The organism is Klebsiella scottii (assembly GCF_036561945.1).
GTDB lineage: Bacteria > Pseudomonadota > Gammaproteobacteria > Enterobacterales > Enterobacteriaceae > Klebsiella > Klebsiella scottii.
In genome coordinates, this window is record NZ_JARXNI010000017.1 from 225,653 (window position 1) to 247,700 (window position 22,048).

Annotated in this window: 21 protein-coding genes and 1 other annotated feature; of the genes, 6 read left to right on the top strand and 15 right to left on the bottom strand. The window is 56.8% G+C overall.

Annotation, left to right across the window (positions count from 1 at the left end; genetic code table 11):
- Positions 1 to 23 precede the first annotated feature (23 nt).
- From QFI97_RS01270 to tal, 3 genes are all read right to left on the bottom strand, one after another.
- Positions 24 to 1,334 (bottom strand): MFS transporter, encoded by a 1,311-nt coding sequence (locus tag QFI97_RS01270; RefSeq protein ID WP_346430426.1) that lies wholly within the window; start codon positions 1,332 to 1,334, stop codon positions 24 to 26.
- A 122-nt stretch (positions 1,335 to 1,456) separates the two neighbouring features.
- Positions 1,457 to 2,044 (bottom strand): molybdopterin adenylyltransferase, encoded by a 588-nt coding sequence (gene mog / locus QFI97_RS01275; protein WP_095103895.1) that lies wholly within the window; start codon positions 2,042 to 2,044, stop codon positions 1,457 to 1,459.
- Between the two features lie 109 nt (positions 2,045 to 2,153).
- On the bottom strand, positions 2,154 to 3,107 hold the full coding sequence (gene tal, locus QFI97_RS01280; protein WP_095103897.1) for a transaldolase: 954 nt from the start codon (positions 3,105 to 3,107) through the stop codon (positions 2,154 to 2,156).
- Between the two features lie 202 nt (positions 3,108 to 3,309).
- Here tal and QFI97_RS01285 point away from each other — a divergent pair, with 202 nt between their 5' ends.
- Both QFI97_RS01285 and yaaA read left to right on the top strand, forming a co-directional pair.
- Complete coding sequence (locus QFI97_RS01285) at positions 3,310 to 4,740, top strand: alanine/glycine:cation symporter family protein (RefSeq protein WP_346430427.1); 1,431 nt, start codon at positions 3,310 to 3,312, stop codon at positions 4,738 to 4,740.
- A 77-nt stretch (positions 4,741 to 4,817) separates the two neighbouring features.
- Positions 4,818 to 5,591, top strand: coding sequence for a peroxide stress protein YaaA (yaaA, locus tag QFI97_RS01290; protein ID WP_095103901.1), 774 nt, complete (start codon positions 4,818 to 4,820; stop codon positions 5,589 to 5,591).
- A 40-nt stretch (positions 5,592 to 5,631) separates the two neighbouring features.
- On the opposite strand, the gene QFI97_RS01295 is transcribed toward yaaA, so the two are convergent.
- The 7 genes from QFI97_RS01295 to yjjY all read right to left on the bottom strand — a co-directional run bounded on the left by QFI97_RS01295 (position 5,632) and on the right by yjjY (position 12,393).
- Positions 5,632 to 5,919, bottom strand: coding sequence for a DUF2502 domain-containing protein (locus QFI97_RS01295; RefSeq protein ID WP_346430428.1), 288 nt, complete (start codon positions 5,917 to 5,919; stop codon positions 5,632 to 5,634).
- A 203-nt stretch (positions 5,920 to 6,122) separates the two neighbouring features.
- Positions 6,123 to 7,409 carry a threonine synthase gene (thrC, locus tag QFI97_RS01300; protein ID WP_331834522.1) on the bottom strand — a complete coding sequence of 429 codons (1,287 nt, stop codon included), beginning with the start codon at positions 7,407 to 7,409 and terminating at the stop codon, positions 6,123 to 6,125.
- Positions 7,410 to 7,412: 3 nt separating this feature from the next.
- The gene (gene thrB / locus QFI97_RS01305; RefSeq protein WP_041143968.1) at positions 7,413 to 8,342 is read right to left on the bottom strand and encodes a homoserine kinase; all 930 of its coding nucleotides are present in this window, start codon (positions 8,340 to 8,342) and stop codon (positions 7,413 to 7,415) included.
- Between the two features lies 1 nt (position 8,343).
- Positions 8,344 to 10,806 (bottom strand): bifunctional aspartate kinase/homoserine dehydrogenase I, encoded by a 2,463-nt coding sequence (gene thrA / locus QFI97_RS01310; RefSeq protein WP_346430429.1) that lies wholly within the window; start codon positions 10,804 to 10,806, stop codon positions 8,344 to 8,346.
- A 25-nt stretch (positions 10,807 to 10,831) separates the two neighbouring features.
- Positions 10,832 to 10,949: a sequence feature (Thr leader region), on the bottom strand.
- Positions 10,888 to 10,956, bottom strand: a complete 69-nt coding sequence (thrL, locus tag QFI97_RS01315) for a thr operon leader peptide (RefSeq protein ID WP_071845000.1) — start codon at positions 10,954 to 10,956, stop codon at positions 10,888 to 10,890. Its footprint overlaps the feature before it by 62 nt.
- 212 nt (positions 10,957 to 11,168) lie before the next feature.
- Positions 11,169 to 11,855, bottom strand: coding sequence for a tRNA/rRNA methyltransferase (locus QFI97_RS01320; protein WP_095103909.1), 687 nt, complete (start codon positions 11,853 to 11,855; stop codon positions 11,169 to 11,171).
- Positions 11,856 to 12,252: 397 nt separating this feature from the next.
- The gene (gene yjjY, locus QFI97_RS01325) at positions 12,253 to 12,393 is read right to left on the bottom strand and encodes a YjjY family protein (RefSeq protein ID WP_049268126.1); all 141 of its coding nucleotides are present in this window, start codon (positions 12,391 to 12,393) and stop codon (positions 12,253 to 12,255) included.
- 95 nt (positions 12,394 to 12,488) lie between these two features.
- Here yjjY and arcA point away from each other — a divergent pair, with 95 nt between their 5' ends.
- Positions 12,489 to 13,205 (top strand): two-component system response regulator ArcA, encoded by a 717-nt coding sequence (arcA, locus tag QFI97_RS01330; protein WP_002887843.1) that lies wholly within the window; start codon positions 12,489 to 12,491, stop codon positions 13,203 to 13,205.
- Positions 13,206 to 13,488: 283 nt separating this feature from the next.
- Here the strand turns inward: arcA and creA are convergent, their stop codons facing one another.
- Positions 13,489 to 13,962, bottom strand: coding sequence for a protein CreA (gene creA / locus QFI97_RS01335; RefSeq protein ID WP_095103911.1), 474 nt, complete (start codon positions 13,960 to 13,962; stop codon positions 13,489 to 13,491).
- Between the two features lie 208 nt (positions 13,963 to 14,170).
- On the opposite strand from creA, the gene robA reads away from it, so the two are divergent.
- A complete protein-coding gene (gene robA / locus QFI97_RS01340) occupies positions 14,171 to 15,040 on the top strand; it encodes an MDR efflux pump AcrAB transcriptional activator RobA (RefSeq protein ID WP_095103913.1) in 870 nt (289 codons plus the stop codon).
- On the opposite strand, the gene gpmB is transcribed toward robA, so the two are convergent.
- Positions 15,037 to 15,684, bottom strand: a complete 648-nt coding sequence (gpmB, locus tag QFI97_RS01345; RefSeq protein ID WP_095103915.1) for a 2,3-diphosphoglycerate-dependent phosphoglycerate mutase GpmB — start codon at positions 15,682 to 15,684, stop codon at positions 15,037 to 15,039. The two genes, robA and gpmB, sit on opposite strands and share 4 nt — an antisense overlap.
- Positions 15,685 to 15,797: 113 nt before the next feature.
- Here gpmB and yjjX point away from each other — a divergent pair, with 113 nt between their 5' ends.
- The gene (yjjX, locus tag QFI97_RS01350; protein WP_095103917.1) at positions 15,798 to 16,313 is read left to right on the top strand and encodes an inosine/xanthosine triphosphatase; all 516 of its coding nucleotides are present in this window, start codon (positions 15,798 to 15,800) and stop codon (positions 16,311 to 16,313) included.
- Here the strand turns inward: yjjX and trpR are convergent.
- Positions 16,300 to 16,632, bottom strand: coding sequence for a trp operon repressor (trpR, locus tag QFI97_RS01355; protein WP_095103919.1), 333 nt, complete (start codon positions 16,630 to 16,632; stop codon positions 16,300 to 16,302). The two genes, yjjX and trpR, sit on opposite strands and share 14 nt — an antisense overlap.
- Positions 16,633 to 16,777: 145 nt before the next feature.
- The gene (gene sltY, locus QFI97_RS01360) at positions 16,778 to 18,715 is read right to left on the bottom strand and encodes a murein transglycosylase (protein ID WP_346430430.1); all 1,938 of its coding nucleotides are present in this window, start codon (positions 18,713 to 18,715) and stop codon (positions 16,778 to 16,780) included.
- A gap of 269 nt (positions 18,716 to 18,984) precedes the next feature.
- On the opposite strand from sltY, the gene ettA reads away from it, so the two are divergent.
- Positions 18,985 to 20,652, top strand: a complete 1,668-nt coding sequence (gene ettA / locus QFI97_RS01365; RefSeq protein ID WP_041143956.1) for an energy-dependent translational throttle protein EttA — start codon at positions 18,985 to 18,987, stop codon at positions 20,650 to 20,652.
- 66 nt (positions 20,653 to 20,718) lie between these two features.
- Here the strand turns inward: ettA and nadR are convergent, their stop codons facing one another.
- Entirely contained in the window at positions 20,719 to 21,951 is a 1,233-nt protein-coding gene (gene nadR / locus QFI97_RS01370; RefSeq protein ID WP_095103923.1) for a multifunctional transcriptional regulator/nicotinamide-nucleotide adenylyltransferase/ribosylnicotinamide kinase NadR, read from the bottom strand.
- Positions 21,952 to 22,048: the final 97 nt, after the last annotated feature.

The window sequence follows — 22,048 nt, forward strand, 5'->3', positions numbered from 1 at the left end:
GGCGAGGGTATTCAGCAGCCACGCTATGGCAGGCGCTGCAGTTCGCCCCTCGCGGCGACGGTATACTCCCCCAGCCCCTGACGCAGCCAAATTCCCAGCCCCAGCCCCATCAGCGAAAGCGCCAGCACGTACCACGCCGGAGCCATCGGCGATACGCCCATCAGCATAGTAACGGCAATCGGCGTCAGGCCGCCGAAAATAGCGTAGGACACGTTGTACGAGAATGAAATTCCGGTAAAACGCACCTCCGCCGGAAAGGCGCGGACCATCACATAAGGCACCGCCCCGACCACGCCAACGCACAGCCCTACGGTGCCGTACAGCAGGAAAAGCTGTTCAGGCGAGGTGCCGGAAAGGTGATAGAACGCCCAGCTGGACACCGCCAGCAGAAGGCTGCCGACAATAAAAGTCCGGCTGGCGCCAAAGCGATCTGCCGCCAGGCCTGCCAGCAGGCAGCCGACACACAGCATAATCGTCGCAATGCTGTTCGCCTGCAGAGTCACCGCCGGAGCAAAGCCGTAATGCTTTTGCAGCCATACCGGCGACATCAAAATGACCACCACCACGCCTGCGGATAATAGCCAGGTCAGCAGCATTGAGACCACCACGGCCTTCTGATGCTTCAGCACCACGGCTTTAACCGGCAGCTCCTGGGCTAATGCTTTACGCTGCTGCATCTCAAGGAATATTGGCGTTTCCTGCAGCCAGCGGCGCAAATACATCGCCACCAGGCCGAACACGCCGCCCAGCAGGAAAGGAATACGCCAGCCGCCGTCATGGATGCCCTGCGGCGTCAGGCTGGTATTAATCAGCGTCGCCACCACCGATCCCAGCAGGATCCCCACCGTTAAGCCCGCCGTTAGCGTGCCGCAGGCGATACCGATTTTTTTCTCCGGCACGTGCTCCGCAACAAAGACCCAGGCGCCGGGAACTTCACCACCAATCGCCGCGCCCTGCAGCACGCGCATCAGCAGCAGCAGCAGCGGGGCAACGATCCCCATCGATTCATAGGTCGGCAGCAGGCCGATCGCCAGCGTCGGCAGCGCCATCAGCAAAATGCTCAAGGTAAACATTTTCTTGCGCCCGACCAGATCGCCAAAGTGGGCCATGATAATGCCGCCGAGCGGGCGCGCCAGATAGCCGGCGGCGAAAATGCCGAAGGTCTGCACCTGGCGCAGCCATTCCGGAATATCCGCCGGGAAGAACAGCTCGCCGACGACGGCGGCAAAGAAGACGAAGATAATGAAGTCGTAAAACTCCAGCGCCCCGCCAAGGGCAGCCAGCGTCAGAGTTTTATAGTCTTGTCGATTCAGAGATCGGGTATGTTGTGACATAACGAGCTATTCATCCAGAGGTATGTAGGTGTTATCACGCAGTGTGTAAAGTAAAAAACACTATATCGTAAATAAAACGGCACACCACCAACATTGCAGGTTATGTCAGGAAAGCATCAAATTCAGGATAAACTTTCGCGCCTCGCGCTTTTTGGGCGAAAAGCCGCTACCACTTCCGGCGCAGTCTCAACATAAGGCCCTTCAAGCAGCTGTATACAATACGGTACACTTGCAAAGACGCCGTGCACCAGCACCTGACCATCGGCATCTTTGACCCCTTCAAGGGTTTCCTGAATAGCCTTCGGCTGGCCGGGCAGATTGAGGATCAGCGCCTGTTTGCGGATCACGCCAACCTGGCGGGAAAGAATAGCCGTCGGGACGAAGTGCAGGCTCACCTGACGCATCTGCTCGCCAAAGCCCGGCATAACGCGATCGGCAATCGCCAGCGTCGCATCCGGCGTCACGTCTCGTCGCGCGGGGCCGGTACCGCCGGTAGTTAACACCAGATGGCACCCCATTTCGTCAACCAGCTCGCACAGCGTTTGCTCGATAATCACCTGTTCATCGGGGATCAAGCGGGTCTGGAGCTCAAAAGGGGTCGTCAGCGCACGCGCCAGCCACTCTTCAAGTGCCGGGATGCCTTTATCCTGATAAACGCCGCTGGAGGCGCGATCGGAGATGGAAACTAAGCCGATTCGTAAGGTATTCATCGTTATTCCGTTCAAATAGTGCAATTAGACGGAATGATACACGCTGGAGGGAAATACAGACAGGGTTCAAAAGAAGTAGCGTGACCGGGAGCCCGGCCACGCGCAATGATTACAGCAGGTCGCCGATCATTTTTTCCAGTTTTTCCTGGTCGATAGCAAACTTACGGATACCTTCCGCCAGTTTGTCTACCGCCATCGGGTCCTGGTTATGCTGCCACAGGAACTGAGATTCGGTGATGCGTTCCGGGCGGGCTTTAACTTCGCCGCTGAAGGTCAGCTTACGTTCGATAGCGCCTTCGCTTTCCGCCAGCTCTTTCAGCAGCGTCGGAGCAATGGTCAGACGGTCGCAGCCGGCCAGCTCGAGGATTTCACCGACGTTACGGAAGCTTGCGCCCATCACCACGGTTTCATAACCGTGCTGCTTGTAGTACTCGTAGATTTCGCTAACGGAAACCACGCCCGGATCTTCCGCCGGCGCATACTCTTTCTTATCAGTGTTCGCTTTGTACCAGTCGAGAATACGGCCTACGAACGGAGAGATCAGGAATACGCCCGCTTCCGCACAAGCGCGAGCCTGAGCGAAGGAGAACAGCAGGGTCAGGTTACAGTTGATGCCTTCTTTTTCCAGCTGCTCGGCGGCGCAGATGCCCTGCCAGGTAGAAGCCAGTTTGATCAGAATGCGATCGTTGCCGATGCCCGCATCGTTGTACAGCTTGATGATGCGTTTAGCTTTAGCGATGGATGCCGTGGTGTCATAGGAGAGACGTGCATCAACTTCAGTAGAAATACGGCCAGGAATCAGCTTAAGGATTTCGAGACCAATATTCACCGCCAGCTTATCGGAAGCGTCGATAATCTGCTGCGCGCGATCGCTGCTCTGAGCGCGGGCCCAGACGATAGCGTCATCAATCAGCTTACGGTACTCAGGGATCTGAGCCGCGCCAAGAATCAAAGAAGGGTTAGTCGTGGCATCCTGAGGCTGATACAGCTTCATTGCCGCAATATCTCCGGTATCAGCTACGACAGTGGTGTACTGACGCAGAGAAGTCAATTTATCCGTCATGATAGTGTTCTCTTAAACAGCAGTTAAGGGGATGTAACCGGTCTGCCAAGATGATAACACGCTGCATGGTCAGCGCAACTGCGGACCATGCAAGACCGCAGAGTGTGATAAACTGAACGAATTAATTCTCTGAATGTTAAAGGATTGTCACTAAAATGGTAACGCTTACACGAGCTTACCAACATGGACAAGAGGATGCTTAATGCCTGACTTTTTCTCATTTATCAATGAAATACTCTGGGGCTCGGTAATGATCTATCTGTTACTGGGTGCCGGCGTATGGTTTACCTGGCGGACGAAATGTATTCAGTTCCGTTATGTTCGCCAGTTTGGAAAAAGTTTGCGCAAAAGCCTTCTGCCCCAGCCCGACGGCTTAACCTCTTTTCAGGCCCTGTGCACCAGCCTGGCCGCCCGCATCGGTAGCGGTAACCTGGCCGGCGTGGCGCTGGCGATCACCGCCGGCGGGCCGGGCGCCATATTCTGGATGTGGGTCTCTGCGCTGCTCGGTATGGCCAGCAGCTTCGCCGAATGCTCCCTTGCCCAGCTCTACAAAGAACGCGATGCGCAGGGGCAATTTCGCGGCGGCCCGGCGTGGTATATGACCCGAGGCTTAGGGATGCGCTGGATGGGCGTGCTGTTTTCAATCCTGCTGCTGCTCGCCTATGGCGTCATTTTTAACACCGTTCAGGCCAACTCGGTGGCGCATGCGATGGCCTATGCGTTCGATCTGCCCGGCGTTATCACCGGCGGCGTGCTGGCCGTGATCACCCTGCTGGTTATCGTTCGCGGCTTGCGCAACGTGGCAAAGATCCTGCAATGGTTCGTCCCGCTGATGGCCGTGCTGTGGGTCGCCGCCAGCCTGCTAATCGGCCTGTGGCACATCACCGCCCTGCCGGCAATTTTTAATACCATTTTCCGCTGCGCATTCGGCTGGCAGGAAGCCGCCGCCGGCGCGGTGGGTTATACCATCAGCCAGGCATTGACCAGCGGTTTTCAGCGCGGGATGTTCTCTAACGAAGCGGGAATGGGCTCAACGCCTAACGCCGCCGCAGCCGCCGCCTCCTGGCCTCCTCACCCGGCGGCTCAGGGGATAGTCCAGATGCTTGGCGTTTTTATCGATACCGTGGTTATCTGCACCGCCAGCGCGGTGATTATCATGCTGGCGCCGCGCGGAGGCGGAGAGGACGCCGCTAACGGTATCCAGGCCATTCAGTATGCGATGAACGGGCTCGTCGGCGGCTGGGGCGCCAGCTTTGTCGCCGTCATCGTGCTGCTTTTTGCCTTTAGCTCCATCGTGGCAAACTACATTTACGCTGAAAATAACCTTATTTTTCTGCGTTTTAATAGCCCAACCTGCATCTGGGCGCTGCGGATTATCACCATCCTGATGGTCTTAACGGGAACGATGATGAGCCTCCCCGTCGTCTGGCGACTGGCGGATATTATTATGGCGCTGATGGCCATTACCAACCTGACGGCAATCCTCCTGCTGTCGCCCACTGTGCGGATCCTTGCCAGCGACTATCTCCACCAGCGGCGGCTGGGAGTGCAGCCCACGTTCGATGCCGCACGCTACCCGGAAATTCGTCAGCAGCTGGCGCCGGGAACCTGGGACGGACCGCCGCGCGAATAGCGCAGCAATCGCAGCCATCGATCCCTCCGCGGTCTTTTTTTGCTAAAATCGCGGAAAATCTCCTGCAAGGACTGGATATGCTGATTCTGATTTCACCTGCTAAAACGCTCGATTATCAAAGCCCGCTGGCGACGACGCGCTACACCCAGCCTGAGCTGCTGGAGTATTCTCAACAGCTTATCGGCGTGGCGCGCCAGCTTTCGGCGCCGCAGATAGGCAAGCTGATGGGCATCAGCGATAAGCTGGCGGATCTGAACGCAACCCGTTTTCACGACTGGCATCCCGAGTTCACGCCGAAAAATGCCCGCCAGGCAATTCTGGCCTTTAAGGGTGACGTCTACACCGGGCTGCAGGCGGAAACCTTCGGCGAGGCGGATTTCGATTTCGCTCAGCAGCATTTGCGCATGCTCTCCGGCCTGTACGGCGTGCTGCGCCCGCTGGATCTGATGCAGCCCTATCGTCTGGAGATGGGAATTAAGCTGGAAAACGCCAAAGGCAAGGATCTCTATCAGTTCTGGGGGGAGACGATTACCGATACGCTGAATCAGGCGCTGAAGGCGCAGGGTGACGATGTGGTGATTAACCTCGCCTCCGACGAATACTTCCGGTCGGTCAAAACAAAACGGCTGCAGGGTCAGATTATTAAGCCGGTGTTCCTCGATGAGAAAAACGGCCAGTTTAAGGTGATCAGCTTCTACGCCAAGAAAGCGCGCGGCTTGATGAGCCGCTATATCATTGAGAACCGCTTAACCCAGCCGGAGCAGCTCGCGCGTTTCGACAGCGACGGGTACTTCTTTGACGCCGACGCTTCCGATAAAGGCGAGATGGTCTTTAAACGTCACGAGCGCTAACCCGCTTCCCGGCCGCCAGCCTGCCGGCCGGGAACGTCGCTTAGCGGTGGTGCCAGTCGCGATCCGGACCGTGGTCGCGATCGTCGCGATCGCGCTGGTGATAACGGCGATCGTCATGCGGATGCCAGCGATCGTCGCGCCAGTCGTAATGGCGTCCCCACCACTCACGATCGCGCCAGTGGCCACCGTCCCAATAGTTGCCGGAGTTATCGCGATCGCCGATCTGCAGTTTTACGGCCGGAATCAGCGTAATTTCAGCGGCGTGGACGGCCGCAGGAGCCACCAGCAGCATCGAAAGCGCAAGGATCACAGATTTCAGCTTTGACATAGGTTTCCCCTTTGTTAACAGTGCCCGTGATGGGTCGATAGCCAAAGGTTAACCCTGCGCAACGGCGCTTGTTATTCTCCGCAATCCTATTCTTCAGCCCCCGGCATTTATTGATAATTCATGCATAATTTCTCCTTTTTTGGCCGTAAAAAAACCGGGCGCCCTGGCCCGGTTTGAGAAATAAACAACGTCTGTAGCCGCCGTTACGCTTTCGCCATCATCAGCTCGCGCAGCGCCGCATAGTCCGCAGGCAGGTTATGCGACAGCAGCGGCAGATCGGCGCGATCGGCCAGCTCTTTCGGCAGCGGCAGCGTCTCCTGCAGGATCTCTTCGACGCTCTCCTTGAACTTCGCCGGATGCGCGGTACCGAGGAACAGGCCATATTCGCCCGGCTGCAGCTGGTCGCGCAGCGCGCGCCAGGCGATTGCCGCATGCGGCTCCGAGGTGTAGCCGATGGCTTTCAGCTCACGCATCGCCTCTTTGGTCGTCTCGTCGTCCACGGTCGCATAGCCCAGCTCGTTCAGGCGCCAGGTTTTGCGGCGGAACAGCTCTTCGACGCGCGGCCAGTTGTTAGGCTGGCTGACGTCCATAGCGTTGGACAGCGTCGCCTGAGTGACCTTCGGCGCCCAGTTGCCATCCTGCAGGAAGCGAGGAACGGTATCGTTGGCGTTGGTGGCCGCGATAAAGCGTTTAACCGGCAGGCCCAAAGACTTCGCCAGCAGGCCGGCGGTCAGGTCGCCGAAGTTGCCGCTGGGGACCGAAATCACCAGCTGATTACGCGCTTCCTGAGGCAGCTGCGCGACCGCTTCGAAGTAGTAGCAAATCTGCGCCAGAAGACGGCTGATGTTAATCGAGTTGGCGGAGTTCAGGCCCAGCGCAGCTTTCAGCTCTTCGTCGTCAAAGGCCTGTTTAACCAGCGCCTGGCAGGCGTCAAAGTCGCCGTCGATGGCCACGGTTTCAATGTTGCCGCCCAGGGTGCAGAACAGCTTCTCCTGCAGCGGGCTAATCTTGCCGCGCGGATAGAGAATCACCACCTTCACGTTTGGCAGACCGTAGAACGCGTGGGCTACCGCCGCGCCGGTATCGCCGGACGTCGCCGTCAGGATAGTCACCGGTTTGTCGCCTGCGATATGGGTCAGCATCTGGGCCATGAAACGGCCGCCGAAGTCTTTAAACGCCAGCGTCGGGCCGTGGAACAGCTCAAGGCAGCCGATGTCATCCTGCACCTTGCTGACCGGCGCCGGAAAGGTGAAGGCCGCGCCGATACGCTCCTGCAGGACCGCCTGCGGGATCTCATCGGCAATAAATGCCGACAGGATCTTAGCGCTGCGGGTGACAAAATCCAGCGCCAGCATGTCATCGATTTCCGTCAGGCTAAATTCCGGCAGATCGTGCGGGAAGAACAGCCCCTGATGCTTGCCAAGCCCCTGCGTTACGGCCTGCGCAAAGCTGACCTGTTCGTTATGATCTTTTAAGTTATAGAGTTTCATTGGTTATCCCACTACTCGTGCGCCCGCCGTGTCCAGCCGGCAAATATGAACAAAGCCTTCGTGATTCTGCAGATAATGCGTACCCAGCCAGTCGGCGACGCGCTGCGCGGTTTCCGGCTTATCGCACAACGCAAACAGCGTCGGACCAGAGCCGGAGATCCCACAGGCCTGCGCGCCAATCTCCATTGCCGCCTGCCGCGCTTCGCTGAAGCCTGGCAGCAGTTTGGTGCGATAGGGTTCGGCAATCACATCTTTCATTAGTTTCGCTGCCAGCTGCGGCTGGCGGGTATAGCAGGCGTGAATAAAGCCCGCCAGATGACGGCCGTGAGCAATACAGTCCTGCCGGCGATACTGGGCCGGCAGGATGGCGCGCGCTTCCGCCGTCGAGACTTTAATACCAGGGTAGGCCAGTACCCACAGCCACTCGTCAAAACCGGGCACCTGCTGGCTGATGATGTCGTTTTCTTCGATCATCAGCTGCATTCCGCCCAGATAGCACGGCGCGACGTTGTCATAGTGAATGCTGCCGGAGATGCGCCCTTCCATCTCCCCCATTAGCGCCAGCATCCGCGTTTCGTTCAGCGGCTTGCCGCAGAATTCATTCATCGCCACCAGCGCCGCCACCACCGAACAGGCGCTGGAGCCGAGGCCGGAGCCAATCGGCATATTTTTTTCCAGCACCATCGCCACCGGAACCTTCCGGCCAATTTCTTCGCAGAAACGCTCCCAGCACTGATAAACGATATTTTCCTGCGCCGCCGCCGGCAGTTTGCTGGCAAAGCGACCCACGTTTTGCAGGCTGAAGCTTGCGGCAGCCTCAACCGAGACGTTGTCCCCCAGCAGCGTACCGTCAACCGGCGTGACCGCCGCGCCCAGGACATCAAACCCGACGCTCATATTGGCACTGGAAGCCGGGGCATATACTTTGACCATCTTAAACTCCTAACTTCCATGACAGGGTACGCAGCAGGTCGGCAAATACGCCGGCAGCCGTCACATCGTTACCCGCGCCATAGCCGCGCAGCACCAGCGGCAGCGGCTGATAATAGTGGCTGTAAAAAGCCAGCGCGTTCTCACCGTTTTTCACTTTAAACAGCGGATCGTTCCCGTCAACCGCGGCGATTTTCACGCGGCAGGTTCCATCCTCTTCGATATTGCCGACGTAACGCAAGACTTTACCTTCATCGCGCGCTTTCGCCACCCGGGAAGCAAATTCGTTATCCAGCGTTGGCAGACGCGCCATAAAGCTCTCAACGTCGCCGCTGGCATCAAACCCTTCAGGCAGAGCCGACTCAACGATAATGTCCGACAGCTCCAGCTCACGTCCGGTCTCACGGGCCAGGATCAGCAGCTTGCGGGCAACGTCGACGCCGGAGAGATCGTCGCGCGGATCCGGTTCGGTATAGCCCATATCCCGCGCCAGCGTCGTCGCCGCAGAGAGCGTCATCCCCTCGTCCAGCTTGCCGAAGATAAACGACAGCGAACCGGAGAGGATGCCGGAGAAGTGCAGCAGTTCGTCGCCGGCATTGAGCAGGTTCTGCAGGTTCTCGATAACCGGCAGGCCGGCGCCGACGTTGGTGTCGTAGAGGAATTTACGTCTTGAGCTGCTCGCCGCGTGGCGCAGCTGGTGATAGTAATCCAGCGACGAGGTGTTCGCCTTTTTATTCGGCGTCACCACGTGGAAACCTTCGCGCAGGAAATCGGCATACTGATCGGCGACCGCCTGGCTGGAGGTACAGTCAACGATCACCGGGTTCAGCAGATGATACTCTTTCACCAGGCGGATCAGGCGGCCCAGGTTAAGCGACTCTTTCGCTTCGGCCAGCTCAGCGCGCCAGTTTTCCAGATTCAGACCGTGCACGTTGGTCAGCAGAGCCTGGGAATTTGCGACGCCGCACACCCGCAGGTCGATATGCTTGTTCTTCAGCCAGCCCTGCTGACGCTTGATTTGCTCGATCAGCGCGCCGCCAACGCCGCCAACGCCGATAACGAACACCTCGATGACCTGGTCGGTGTTGAACAGCATCTGGTGGGTTACGCGTACCCCGGTGGTGGCATCGTCATTGCTGACCACCACGGAAATGGAGCGTTCGGAAGAGCCCTGGGCAATCGCCACGATATTGATATTGGCGCGAGCCAGCGCCGCGAAGAACTTGGCTGAAATACCGCGCAGGGTGCGCATACCGTCGCCGACAACGGAAATGATAGCCAGGCGATCCATGATCGACAGCGGCTCCAGCTGCCCCTCTTTCAGCTCCAGATAAAACTCCTCCTCCATCACCCGTTTTGCCCGGGCGCAGTCGCTTTGCGGCACGCAGAAGCTGATGCTGTACTCGGAAGAGGACTGGGTGATCAGGACCACAGAAATGCCGGCGCGTGACATGGTGGCGAAGACGCGGGCGGCCATGCCGACCATCCCCTTCATCCCCGGACCGGAGACGTTGAACATCGCCATATTATTAAGGTTAGAGATCCCCTTAACCGGCAGGCCGTCTTCATCAAGGCTGGCGCCGATAAGCGTACCCGGCGCCTGCGGATTGCCGGTATTTTTAATCAGGCAGGGGATCTGGAACTGAGCGATAGGCGCAATGGTGCGCGGGTGCAGAACCTTGGCGCCGAAGTAGGAGAGCTCCATCGCTTCCTGATAAGACATCGACTTCAGCAGGCGAGCATCCGGTACCTGGCGCGGATCGCAGGTGTAAACGCCGTCGACGTCGGTCCAGATTTCACAACAGTCGGCGCGCAGGCAGGCGGCGAGTACGGCGGCAGAATAGTCGGAGCCGTTACGGCCGAGAACCACCAGCTCGCCCTTTTCGTTACCGGCAGTAAAACCGGCCATCAGCACCATATGGTCTGAAGGAATCTGGCTGGCGGTAATGCGGCGGGTAGATTCGGCGATATCGACGGTGGATTCCAGATAATGACCCACGGCCAGCAGTTTTTCGACGGGATTAATCACGCTGACCTTATGACCACGCGCTTCGAGAAGGCCGGCCATAATCGCGATGGAGAGCTTTTCTCCGCGGCAAATCAGCGCAGCGTTGACGCTATCCGGGCACTGGCCAAGCAGGCTGATGCCGTGCAGCACGTGCTTTATCTGGGCAAACTCCTGCTCGACGAAGGTTTTCAGCTGCGCCAGCGCAAAACCCGGCTGAGCATCGGCGAGACCCTGCAGCAGTTCGGCAAAAATGCGTTCAGCATCAGCGATATTGGTGAGCGCGTCCTGACCGCCGATGGTTTTTTCAATCATCGCGACCAGATGGTTGGTAATTTTCGCCGGGGCAGACAGTACGGTCGCTACCTGCCCCTGCCTGGCATTGCTCTCCAGAATATCGGCAACACGCAGAAAACGTTCTGCATTTGCCACTGATGTACCGCCGAACTTCAACACGCGCATGGTTGTTACCCCTAGATTTTTTGTCGAAAAAAAAGCCCGCACTGTTCAGGTGCGGGCTTTTTTCTGTGTTTCCTGTACGCGTCAGCCCGCACCGTTACCTGTAGTAATAGTGGTGGTGATAATCGTTGTAATCATGCCGATGCGTTTCATGGATGTTGTGTACTCTGTAATTTTTATCTGTCTGTGTCCTGTGCCTATATTGGTTAAAGTATCTGCCGGCTTAAGTCAATGAATTTCTGCTTTTCGCCGGTTTTGACGCACCTGGACAATGCGCCAAAATGCACCGGTCATTCATCCCTGTTCGCACAGTCGTGCGCCTTCAATCAGCAGAAAAAACCATATCTAAAAATTATGACAGAACTTTACTCCGGAAGGTTTTTTTCAATATCGTGCAGCAAACGATGGAGCATCGCCGTATCACGCTGCTGCAAAAGTCCAATCCGCTGCTGTAGCCAATCGGTGAGTTTTACGTCTTCTGCAACGCCAAGTCGGGTCAACAGATCCAGGGTCCGCAATCGCAGCGCCTGCAGCTGGTTTTCATCGACGCTCGCGCAAACGGCGGACGCCTGCTGAACCAGGGAGGTCAGCTGATAGCAGTAGACCATCACCGACTGGCCGAGATTGAGCGACGGGTAGTCGGCGACCATCGGCACGCCGGTCAAAACGTCGGCAAGGGCCAGCTCCTCGTTGGTCAAGCCGGAATCTTCCCGGCCAAACACCAGCGCCGCGTGGTTCATCCACTGCGCCTTTTCCTCCATCAGCGGCAGGAGCTGCTGCGGGGTGGCGTAGTAATGGAAGCGCGCCCGGCTGCGGGCCGTGGTGGCGACCGTAAAATCGACATCGTGCAGCGCCTGCTCCAGCGTTGAATAAGTGCTTATATTATCGAGAATATCTCCTGAACCATGGGCGACCCAGCGCGCCGCAGGCTGCAAATGGGCATCGCTTTCAACGATCCGCATATCGCTAAAACCCATCGTTTTCATCGCTCGCGCGGCCGCGCCAACGTTCTCTGCCCGAGCCGGGGATACTAATACAATAGATACGCGCATTGTGCTTCTCTTCTACTCTCTCAGGGGGCGAAAATGAAAGCTACCCTTCATTTTACGCGGCGAAAATTTACAAATTTGCAACAAATATCACTAAAATTGCGTTCGATCACCCATAAAAAAAACTAAACTATTTCCAACCAACCGCGACACGAGGTATGTTAACAGAACGCTTTTATCCATATGTTTGCCAATGATATTTCGCGTCGGATACCGTTTCAGGCATTGGATTCAGCATATTTATCAGTTTCTCCACGCAACCATTTGAGCTGTGTAAGATTTGTAACTATAAATAGCATTTCAATACGATGATTTCACAAGACTGTTAACGTGCTACAATTGAACTTGATATATGTCAACGAAGCGTAGTTTTATTGGGTGTTCAGCCTCTCTTAGCCTGTTATATTGCTGTTAAAATGGTTAGGATGACAGCCGTTTTTGACACCGTCGGGTCCAGAGGGAAAGTACCCACGACCAAGCTAATGATGTTGTTGACGTTGATGGAAAGTGCATCAAGAACGCAATTACGTACTTTAGTCATGTTACGCCGGACATGTTAATTTGCGACATGTACCAGGCAGGTCAGGGACTTTGGTACTTCCTGTTTCGATTTAGTTGGCAATTTAGGTAGCAAACATGCAGACCCCGCACATTCTTATCGTTGAAGACGAGTTGGTAACACGCAACACGTTAAAAAGTATTTTCGAAGCAGAAGGTTATGATGTGTTCGAAGCGACCGATGGCGCGGAAATGCATCAGATCCTGTCTGAAAATGATATCAACCTGGTAATCATGGATATTAACCTGCCGGGTAAAAATGGTCTCCTGCTGGCGCGTGAACTGCGCGAACAGGCGGACGTCGCGCTGATGTTCCTTACCGGCCGCGATAATGAAGTTGATAAGATTTTGGGCCTCGAAATTGGCGCAGATGACTATATCACCAAGCCATTCAACCCACGTGAACTGACTATTCGCGCGCGCAACCTGCTCTCCCGTACCATGAATCTGGGTACCGTAAGCGAAGAACGTCGCAGCGTAGAAAGCTACAAGTTCAACGGCTGGGAACTGGATATCAACAGCCGTTCTCTGGTTAGCCCGAACGGTGAGCAGTACAAGCTGCCGCGCAGTGAATTCCGCGCAATGCTGCACTTCTGCGAAAACCCGGGCAAAATCCAGTCGCGTGCTGAACTGCTGAAGAAAATGACCGGCCGTGAGCTTAAGCCGCACGACCGTACCGTAGACGTGACCATCCGTCGCATTCGTAAGCACTTTGAATCTACTCCGGATACGCCGGAAATCATCGCTACCATTCACGGTGAAGGTTACCGCTTCTGTGGCGATCTGCAGGAATAATTAAGTATTCCCGCAGCAATAACGTAAAACGGCGCTCAAGGCGCCGTTTTTTTATTTCCAGATCCTGAGATTATCGTCACTCTCACCGTCCGGTTGCTCCGCTTTTTTCGGCTTCTGAGACGATCGCGCCTACCGGTCAAGGCGGCGGGCCAGGAGCATCAACGCACTTCACGCCAGCAGCAATGCTGCATCTTCCATCAGCGAAATACGCGTCCAGGCTAGCGCAGCAGCGTGTTGATTCATCGCGAGTGCTAACGGCGCCATGTGGCCAGCGCCTTCCCTGCTATTTATTCCACGGCATGATCGGCACGGCGCTGAGCGCATTCTTCGGCGATCCGTCGACGACCTTATCCGAATAGCTCATGTAGATCAGGGCATTGCGCTTGCTATCGTAAAAACGGACAACCTGCAGTTTTTTAAACACCAGCGAGGTGCGTTTCTGGAACACGACCTCTCCCTGAGACTTGCCGTTTTTGATTTTATCGGTCAGTTCAATCGGCCCGACCTGCTGGCAGGAGATCGCCGCGTCAGAGGTGTCTTCAGCAAGCCCCAGACCGCCCTTAATGCCGCCGGTTTTCGCCCGGCTGATATAGCAGGTGACGTTCTGCACGTCCGGATCGTCGAAGGCTTCAACGACGATCTTATGGTCCGGGCCAAAGAATTTGAAGACGGTATCCACCGAGCCAATCTGTTCCGCCTGAGCCGCCTGGCAGCCGGCCAGTAAAAGCAGTCCGATCATTAACTTCTTGTATTTCATATTGTTACCATTTTTTAGATTTTCCCCGAGCGATGATTATTGGCTCAATGGAAAAGGTTTATAGATCACAGCTTTACAAAAATAGCAGGAGTGTTCGCTGACACATCGCATTTAAAGGCAAAAAAAACACTGAATGCTAAAACATCAAAAAATGCTATTATCCGCTACCTTAGTAGCAGGCACCTAAGTTTAAGGATGAGGACATTTTATGGATCAAGCAGGGATTATTCGCGATCTCCTTAGCTGGCTGGAAGGTCACCTGGATCAGCCGCTGTCATTGGACAATGTGGCTGCGAAGGCCGGTTATTCCAAGTGGCATTTGCAAAGAATGTTCAAAGACGTGACCGGCCATGCTATAGGTGCCTATATCCGCGCACGCCGTTTATCAAAATCGGCGGTGGCGCTGCGCCTGACCGCGCGTCCGATCCTCGACATCGCGCTACAGTACCGCTTCGACTCCCAGCAGACGTTTACCCGAGCGTTTAAAAAACAGTTCTCTGTGACGCCTGCGCTCTACCGCCGCTCCCCTGACTGGAGCGCTTACGGTATGCGTCCTCCGCTGCGTCTGGGCGAATTCACCATGCCGCAGCATGAGTTTATCACCCTGAGCAATACGCCGCTGATTGGCGTGACCCAGAGCTATACCTGTAAGCTGGAGGAGATCTCTGACTTCCGTAACCAGATGCGCGTGCAGTTCTGGCGAGACTTCCTCGGCAACTCGCCGTCGATTCCGCCCACGCTCTACGGCCTGCATGAACCGCGTCCAAGTCTTGAGAAAGATGACGAGCAGGAGGTCTTCTATACCACCGCCGTGACGCCGGAGATGGCCAACGGTCACCTGCATAATTCGCATCCAATCGCCCTGGAAGGCGGTGAATATGTGATGTTCACCTATGAAGGATTAGGGACCGGGCTGCAGGAGTTTATCCTGACGGTTTACGGCACCTGCATGCCGATGCTGAACCTCACCCGCCGCAAGGGCCTGGATATCGAACGCTTCTTCCCTGAGGATGAAAGCCGGGATCAGGATACGCCGATTCAGCTACGCTGCGAGTACCTGATCCCAATCCGCCGCTAGCGCTGCAGCTCATCCATCGCGGGGGCATCAAGATGCGAAATATCCCCCGCGGTTTCAACCACCCAGCCTGAAGCCAGCCACGGGCTTTGCTGATAATCAACGCGCGAAATTGAACAGTTACGCAGGCGCAGCCGCCGCTCGGCGTGCGCAGGCAGGCCAAGAATCGTGCTGACCAGACAGCCCAACGCCATGCCGTGACTCACCAGCAGCGGACGGCTCCCTTCAGGCAGCTCCAGGCAGGATGCCAGGGCCGCGTGCATACGCTGGCTAAGCTCCTCCATCGACTCGCCTTGCGGAATACGCCCGTCCGGGGTGCCGTTAACCAGCTGACGACGCCAGTCCTCCTCCTCCGCGCTCAGCGAATCGATATGGCGTTTCTCAAGAACCCCCATATCCAGCTCGCGCAGGCGCGAATCAAGGATGACGCTACAGCCGCAGGCTTCCGCGATAATTTCTGCCGTTCGGCGCGTACGCCCTAAATCGCTGGCAATAATATGCGTAATGTCCAGCGTTCTGGCGCGTTCGCCAACCTGCCAGGCCTGACGCTCACCGTGGGCGGTTAGCGGACTGTCGGACTGGCCCTGAATACGTCGCTCGGCGTTCCACTGCGTTTCACCGTGGCGAACAAGGTGTACCTGTAACATGCTTTTTATCCGTTCTGTGCTCTTCACAATTTCGGCTACCGGGCCGGTGCCCTGCAGCGAAAACGATTTGGAGTATACTGCGATGACGTTAATTTATTCTGAGTTGTTTGATTATGCACCATGTTGTCTCAGCTACCACTAATCCCGCCAAAATTCAGGCAATTCTGCAGGCTTTTAACGAGATCTTCGGCGAAGGATCCTGCCACATTGAGTCCGTCTCCGTCGAGAGCGGCGTGCCGGAACAGCCGTTTGGTAACGACGAAACGCGCGCTGGCGCACGAAATCGGGTCACGAATGCGCGGGCTGCGCGCCCGGATGCCGATTTCTGGGTCGCCATCGAGGCTGGAATCGATGACGGCAGTACGTTTAGCTGGGTCGTCATCGAAAATAGCCTGCAGCGCGGTGAAGCGCGATCGGCCACTCTGCCGCTGCCGGCGGCGATCCTCGAACAGGTCCGCGCCGGCGCAGCCTTAGGGCCGGTGATGTCACAGCATACCGGCATCGATGAAATTGGCCGCAAGGAGGGGGCTATCGGCATCTTTACCGCCGGTAAACTTACGCGCAGCAGCGTTTATCATCAGGCGGTAGTGCTGGCGCTTAGTCCGTTTCATAACGCTATTTATCGTTAACGTTCAGCAGCGCCTGTTCCAGCCACTGTCGCAGCTCGGCGGGCGCAGATTTCAGGCTGTTAGAGCCGCGGGTGATGGTGGCAATCCCGGCACCGAGCTCGCTTTTCAGCTCGCGCTGGCTCATCTCCCCGCGCAAAAGCTCTTCAATAATCCGCACGCGGGTGCCCAGCGCTTCGCGCTCGTCGGGCGTCAGCATCAGCTGCAGCAGCGGCAGGTGCAGATCGTCGGCGTACGCCTGCTGAAGTAAGGCCACGAAGCGAAGCCACTCCTGATGACGTTGTTCGGCCACCGCCGCTGAATAAGGGGATTGTTGGGTCATGTTGCGCCGCCATGTTAAGGCCGGCGGCCCGGGCCGCCGATCGTTTGTACTCATTAACGAGTACAAAGCATAGCATACTCCGGTCAATACTCTATGGATTTCGGGCGGCATAGCAAAATGCTATGTCGCCCGCAGACCGCTCGCGTTAGTAACGCTGCTGCCACTCCGCATCGCTGAGCATTCCCGCTTTCTCTCCCATGAAGTAGCGATAGTAAGCGTCATAGGAGAGCACGTTCTTCACGTAGCCGCGCGTTTCCGAGAACGGGATGCTCTCGATAAACGCCACCGCGTCGATCCGCCCGGCGCTATTGCTCCGCCAGGTGCGCACCCGTCCAGGCCCGGCGTTATAGGCGGCGGAAGCGTAAATACGGTTATTGCCGAACTGCTGATAAACGTACTGCAGATAGCTGGTGCCAATATTGATATTGGTTTCCGGATCCAGCAGCTGCGATGGGCCGCCGTAGCCGGCAATATTAAACATCCCAACCGTATGGGTGGCGGTGCCCGGCATAATCTGCATCAGGCCGCTGGCGCCAACCGGCGAGCGGACCTTCGGGTTCCAGGCGCTCTCCTGACGGGCAATCGCCATAGCGTAGCTTTGCGTAATATCCTTGCCGCTGATATAGCGGGAGAAAAGATCGTTGTAGGCCAACGGGAAGCGCTCTTCCAGCTGATCCCACAGCTTCCCGGCGATCGTCGCCTGAACGCTAAGATCCCACCAGTGCTGGTTGAAGGCATAGCGCGCCAGCTGGGCCTGCTGATCTTTGGTCCGGCTGGTCACCAGGTTGGCCCACTCGCTGCGCGCGGTGTTGTCCATATTCCAGTACATCAGCTCGCGTACCCTGGCCATTTCCGGCCCCGAGGTCAGCGCCGAATCGAGGGTTGCGGGCGCCTTATCGATCCGGAAGGTGAACTCTTCGCCCAGCCGCTGGGCGGCAATCATCGGGTAGAAACCGCGCTGCTGCATCAGCGAACGGAGGATGGCTTTCGCTTCATCATCACGCCCGCGCTCCAGCAGCAAATCCGCCTGCCAGTAGCGCCACTCGTCTTTCTCTTTGGCCTCCATCGGCAGGCGCGCCAGCCAGGTGTTCAGGCCGTGGCGATCGCCGGTTCCCAGCGCCATGCGCACGCGGCGCTCCACCAGCGGCGTGGACTGAGAACGCATAATTGCGTCATCACGCCAGACCGCCTGCTCGTCGGTAACGTCGGTGCCCATCAGGCGCCAGGCCACGATATCCCGCAGCGCCTGGGTTTGATCGTCATTGAGCTGCTGCGCCTGGACCAACGACGGGATCATCAGCCGGGCGTTTTCGACGTCCTGGCGCGCCACGCTCTCAAAGGCCACCGCCGCCATCTGACGGGTGAAATCGGTGGCTCCGGTGGTGCGGGCAAAATTCATCACGGTATTCGGATCGTTGGCCAGCGCCACACTCGCGGAAGAGATGGTCTGATACTCAGGCGGCATCTGCTGCGCCAGCGATCGCACCAGGCTGGTGTTGCCCGCCTTCATCGCCAGACGGATGCGTTCGAGCCAGGCCAGCGGGTCCTGCTGGCCGGAAGCGCGCCAGGCGCTAAACAGCGCATCGCACGCGTTGGGCTGACTTTTACCGGTGAGCCACAACGTTTTTGCGCCGTCCCAGGCCTCCTGCGCCTGACCCACGCTCAGCTTCGCATAGTAATAATTACACTGCGCTTCGGTGCTGGTCGGCTTGTCGGGGCTAAACGCCAGCAGCCCTTGCCAGTCGCTGCGACGGGCCAGTTCATTGACGAAGCGCGATTTCAGGGAGCGGGCGGGCGGAAGCGTGGGGTTAGCCTCAATAAAATTTTTCACCACCAGCGCCGGCTGGTTCATCAGATCATCGGTTATCTGCCGGTACTGGAGGTACGGGTATAACGGATAGGTCGACAGCGTGGGCATCAGCTCATCGACGACCGACATCTGCCGGCCGTCCCACGCCTGCTTAATTTGGGCATAGCGGCTGCGCTGTTCATCCAGTGAATCCGCATGCGCCAGCTGGCTAAGCGTCAGCAGACTTACGCCGGCAGCCAGAAGGCGCCACGCCGTAGTTTTGGCCTTTTCCACAAGCTATTCCCCTATTTAAGTCCATCAGAGCAGCATCGTGCCGCTTTTAAAATATTCCGGTATCGCTTTAGATATGCTAACCAGACAACGCCAAACGCGCCACGTCCTGAACATTTTTTTACTCTTCTGTGAATCCCATCGCCTCTCTGGGATTAAAGCGCGAAAAAGGCTACACTTCGCCTTTGAAAACTATTCACTACCCTACTCAAAATCATTCCGGCTGAGGCAGCCTGAAGGGTGAAGAGTATATAAAAGAGGCGAAGTCCAACGTGGCTCAATTCGTTTATACCATGCATCGTGTCGGCAAAGTGGTTCCGCCGAAACGTCATATTTTGAAAAATATCTCCCTGAGCTTCTTCCCTGGGGCGAAGATCGGCGTTCTCGGCCTGAACGGCGCCGGTAAGTCCACCCTGCTGCGCATTATGGCCGGTATCGATACCGATATCGAAGGCGAAGCCCGCCCGCAGCCGGGCCTTAAGATTGGCTACCTGCCGCAGGAGCCGAAGCTTAACCCGGAGCAGACCGTTCGCGAGTCCGTGGAAGAAGCGGTTGCCGAAGTGGTTAACGCGCTGAAAGGCCTCGATGAGGTGTACGCTAAGTACGCTGAGCCGGATGCCGACTTCGATAAACTCGCCGCCCAGCAGGGCAAGTTTGAGGAGATTATCCAGGCGCACGACGGCCACAACCTGAACGTGCAGCTCGAGCGTGCGGCCGACGCCCTGCGCCTGCCGGACTGGGATGCCAAAATCGCTAACCTGTCCGGTGGTGAACGCCGCCGCGTGGCTCTGTGCCGCCTGCTGCTGGAAAAGCCGGACATGCTGCTGCTCGACGAACCGACCAACCACCTGGATGCCGAATCCGTGGCCTGGCTGGAACGCTTCCTGCACGACTTCGAAGGAACCGTTGTGGCCATTACCCACGACCGTTACTTCCTTGATAACGTCGCCGGCTGGATCCTCGAGCTCGACCGCGGTGAAGGCATTCCGTGGGAAGGCAACTACTCCTCCTGGCTGGAGCAGAAAGATCAGCGCCTGGCCCAGGAAGCCTCTCAGGAAGCGGCGCGCCGCAAGTCCATTGAGAAAGAGCTGGAGTGGGTCCGCCAGGGCGCGAAAGGCCGTCAGTCTAAGGGCAAAGCCCGTCTGGCGCGCTTCGAAGAGCTTAACAGCGTTGAATACCAGAAACGTAACGAAACTAACGAACTGTTTATTCCGCCTGGAGCACGTCTGGGGGATAAAGTCGTTGAAGTCACCAACCTGCGTAAATCCTACGGCGATCGCCTGCTGATTGACGACCTGAACTTCTCGGTACCGAAAGGAGCCATCGTCGGGATCATCGGGCCAAACGGCGCGGGTAAATCCACCCTGTTCCGCATGATGTCGGGTCAGGAACAGCCTGATGCCGGTTCTATCACCCTGGGTGATACCGTTAAGCTGGCCTCCGTCGATCAGTTCCGTGACGCTATGGATAACAGCAAAACCGTTTGGGAAGAGGTTTCCGGCGGGCTGGATATCATGAAGATCGGCAACACCGAGATGCCGAGCCGCGCCTACGTTGGCCGCTTTAACTTCAAAGGTGTCGATCAGGGCAAACGCGTCGGCGAGCTGTCCGGCGGTGAGCGCGGTCGTCTGCACCTGGCGAAACTGCTGCAGGTTGGCGGTAACGTTCTGCTGCTCGATGAACCAACCAACGACCTGGATATCGAAACCCTGCGCGCGTTAGAAAACGCCCTGCTGGAGTTCCCGGGCTGCGCGATGGTTATCTCGCACGACCGCTGGTTCCTTGACCGCGTAGCGACCCACATTCTGGACTACCAGGATGAAGGTAAGGTGGAGTTCTTCGAAGGTAACTTTACCGAATACGAAGAGTACAAGAAGCGCACCCTCGGCGCCGATGCGCTGGAACCGAAGCGCATCAAGTACAAACGTATCGCCAAGTAATAAGAACAGGTAATAAAAAACGGGTGGCCAGGCCACCCGTTTTTCTATCCCACGCCATCGCGGTCGTTAGCCCGGCTCGCCCATCAGCTGTTTCACCAGCTCGACGCAGCGCAGAAAGCGCGTATCGTAGTCCGCCTCTTTCACGTGCACGAAGTTTATTTCGTTCTCTTTAAGCAACGACACCAGCAGGGTCTGGAACTCCGTACGATCCACCGAGCTTCCCAGACTGCGTAAACCGTCGGCCACCCACGGCGTATTGTTCTCCAGCAGGATAACCAGGTCGAAACGGTACTCGTCGATCAGCGCCTGGACGAAGGGATGCTCGCGGCCTTCATACTTCAGACAAAATGCCTGGGTACTGACGAAATCGGTATCGATGAACGCCACTTTATTGGCATATTTCACAGCGAAATCAATGTACTGAGCGTGTCCGAGCGCAATTTTATCATAGTCAGAATACTGCAGCGCCATCTCGTCGCCGCCCAGATGCGAGAAGACGTAGTCCCGACCGTACTCCCAGGCGCTGGTGGTATTGAAGATGTTGGCCAGCTTATTGACCAGCGTCGATTTACCGCTCGATTCGCCGCCGAGGATCGCCACCGTGCGCACGAAGAACGGCTTCACTTCGGTGGGGATATATTCCCAGTAGCGGAACGGGTTTTCACGAATCTGCCCGCCGCTGATGTTCATAAAGGTTCGCTTAGGATCGATCAGTACCGTTTCGATCCCCAGCTGCTCCAGATACTGCGGCGCGTCGGACTCTTCTGAGGAATAGATCCAGTTTGGCTGAATGCCCTTCTCGTCCATAAAGGCGCGGATCCCTCGGCTCCAGACGTCCCAGCCGTGCGGATAAGGCTCCATCCCCTCTTCATTAAAGGCGTGAATGCGGATGTTTTTCTGATACTTGAACGTTTGCAGCAGCCAGCGCAGACGGTCGGGCACCGTCGGCTGCTGCGACATGGCGCTCTCTTCAAACAGCTGGCGGTCGCGGGTATCGTCATAGCCCATGATGATATGCAGCTCGTCTACCTGACTGCAGGCGCGCTGGATCAAATAGATATGGCCGGTATGCAGCGGGTAAAACTTACCAAACACCACGCCGACGCTTTTCTGCCGACGCGGGAACTCAAGGCCGAGAAAGCGGTGCAGAGCTTCCAGCTTCTGCGCGCTTGGGCTTTTAATTTTCGCATTCAGCAACTGGCTCAGATAGCCTTTGGTCATCCCGCTGGCTTCAGCCACCTGCTGCAGCGTGCAGCCTTTTTGCTTAATCGCGGTTTTGAGATAGTCGAACGATGACACAAGAGCCTCCTGCTTTAGCAATACTGAAAAAATATCCTGTGGGTTTCTGGTGGCAGGAAGGCGGCAAGCGAACGCCGCCAACACACCTGCCGCCGGA

What these genes read in the sequence shown, in the direction of transcription:
- QFI97_RS01295 (WP_346430428.1), bottom strand. Translation starts at nt 5,919, where the DNA reads ATGTCAAAGCTGAAATCTGTGATCCTTGCGCTTTCGATGCTGCTGGTG.
- yjjY (WP_049268126.1), bottom strand. Translation starts at nt 12,393, where the DNA reads ATGACTAAAGTACGTAATTGCGTTCTTGATGCACTTTCCATCAACGTC.
- yaaA (WP_095103901.1), top strand. Translation starts at nt 4,818, where the DNA reads ATGCTGATTCTGATTTCACCTGCTAAAACGCTCGATTATCAAAGCCCG.
- thrB (WP_041143968.1), bottom strand. Translation starts at nt 8,342, where the DNA reads ATGGTCAAAGTATATGCCCCGGCTTCCAGTGCCAATATGAGCGTCGGG.
- arcA (WP_002887843.1), top strand. Translation starts at nt 12,489, where the DNA reads ATGCAGACCCCGCACATTCTTATCGTTGAAGACGAGTTGGTAACACGC.
- robA (WP_095103913.1), top strand. Translation starts at nt 14,171, where the DNA reads ATGGATCAAGCAGGGATTATTCGCGATCTCCTTAGCTGGCTGGAAGGT.
- creA (WP_095103911.1), bottom strand. Translation starts at nt 13,962, where the DNA reads ATGAAATACAAGAAGTTAATGATCGGACTGCTTTTACTGGCCGGCTGC.
- gpmB (WP_095103915.1), bottom strand. Translation starts at nt 15,684, where the DNA reads ATGTTACAGGTACACCTTGTTCGCCACGGTGAAACGCAGTGGAACGCC.
- QFI97_RS01270 (WP_346430426.1), bottom strand. Translation starts at nt 1,334, where the DNA reads ATGTCACAACATACCCGATCTCTGAATCGACAAGACTATAAAACTCTG.
- thrC (WP_331834522.1), bottom strand. Translation starts at nt 7,409, where the DNA reads ATGAAACTCTATAACTTAAAAGATCATAACGAACAGGTCAGCTTTGCG.
- QFI97_RS01285 (WP_346430427.1), top strand. Translation starts at nt 3,310, where the DNA reads ATGCCTGACTTTTTCTCATTTATCAATGAAATACTCTGGGGCTCGGTA.
- QFI97_RS01320 (WP_095103909.1), bottom strand. Translation starts at nt 11,855, where the DNA reads ATGCGCGTATCTATTGTATTAGTATCCCCGGCTCGGGCAGAGAACGTT.
- tal (WP_095103897.1), bottom strand. Translation starts at nt 3,107, where the DNA reads ATGACGGATAAATTGACTTCTCTGCGTCAGTACACCACTGTCGTAGCT.
- yjjX (WP_095103917.1), top strand. Translation starts at nt 15,798, where the DNA reads ATGCACCATGTTGTCTCAGCTACCACTAATCCCGCCAAAATTCAGGCA.
- thrA (WP_346430429.1), bottom strand. Translation starts at nt 10,806, where the DNA reads ATGCGCGTGTTGAAGTTCGGCGGTACATCAGTGGCAAATGCAGAACGT.
- mog (WP_095103895.1), bottom strand. Translation starts at nt 2,044, where the DNA reads ATGAATACCTTACGAATCGGCTTAGTTTCCATCTCCGATCGCGCCTCC.
- trpR (WP_095103919.1), bottom strand. Translation starts at nt 16,632, where the DNA reads ATGACCCAACAATCCCCTTATTCAGCGGCGGTGGCCGAACAACGTCAT.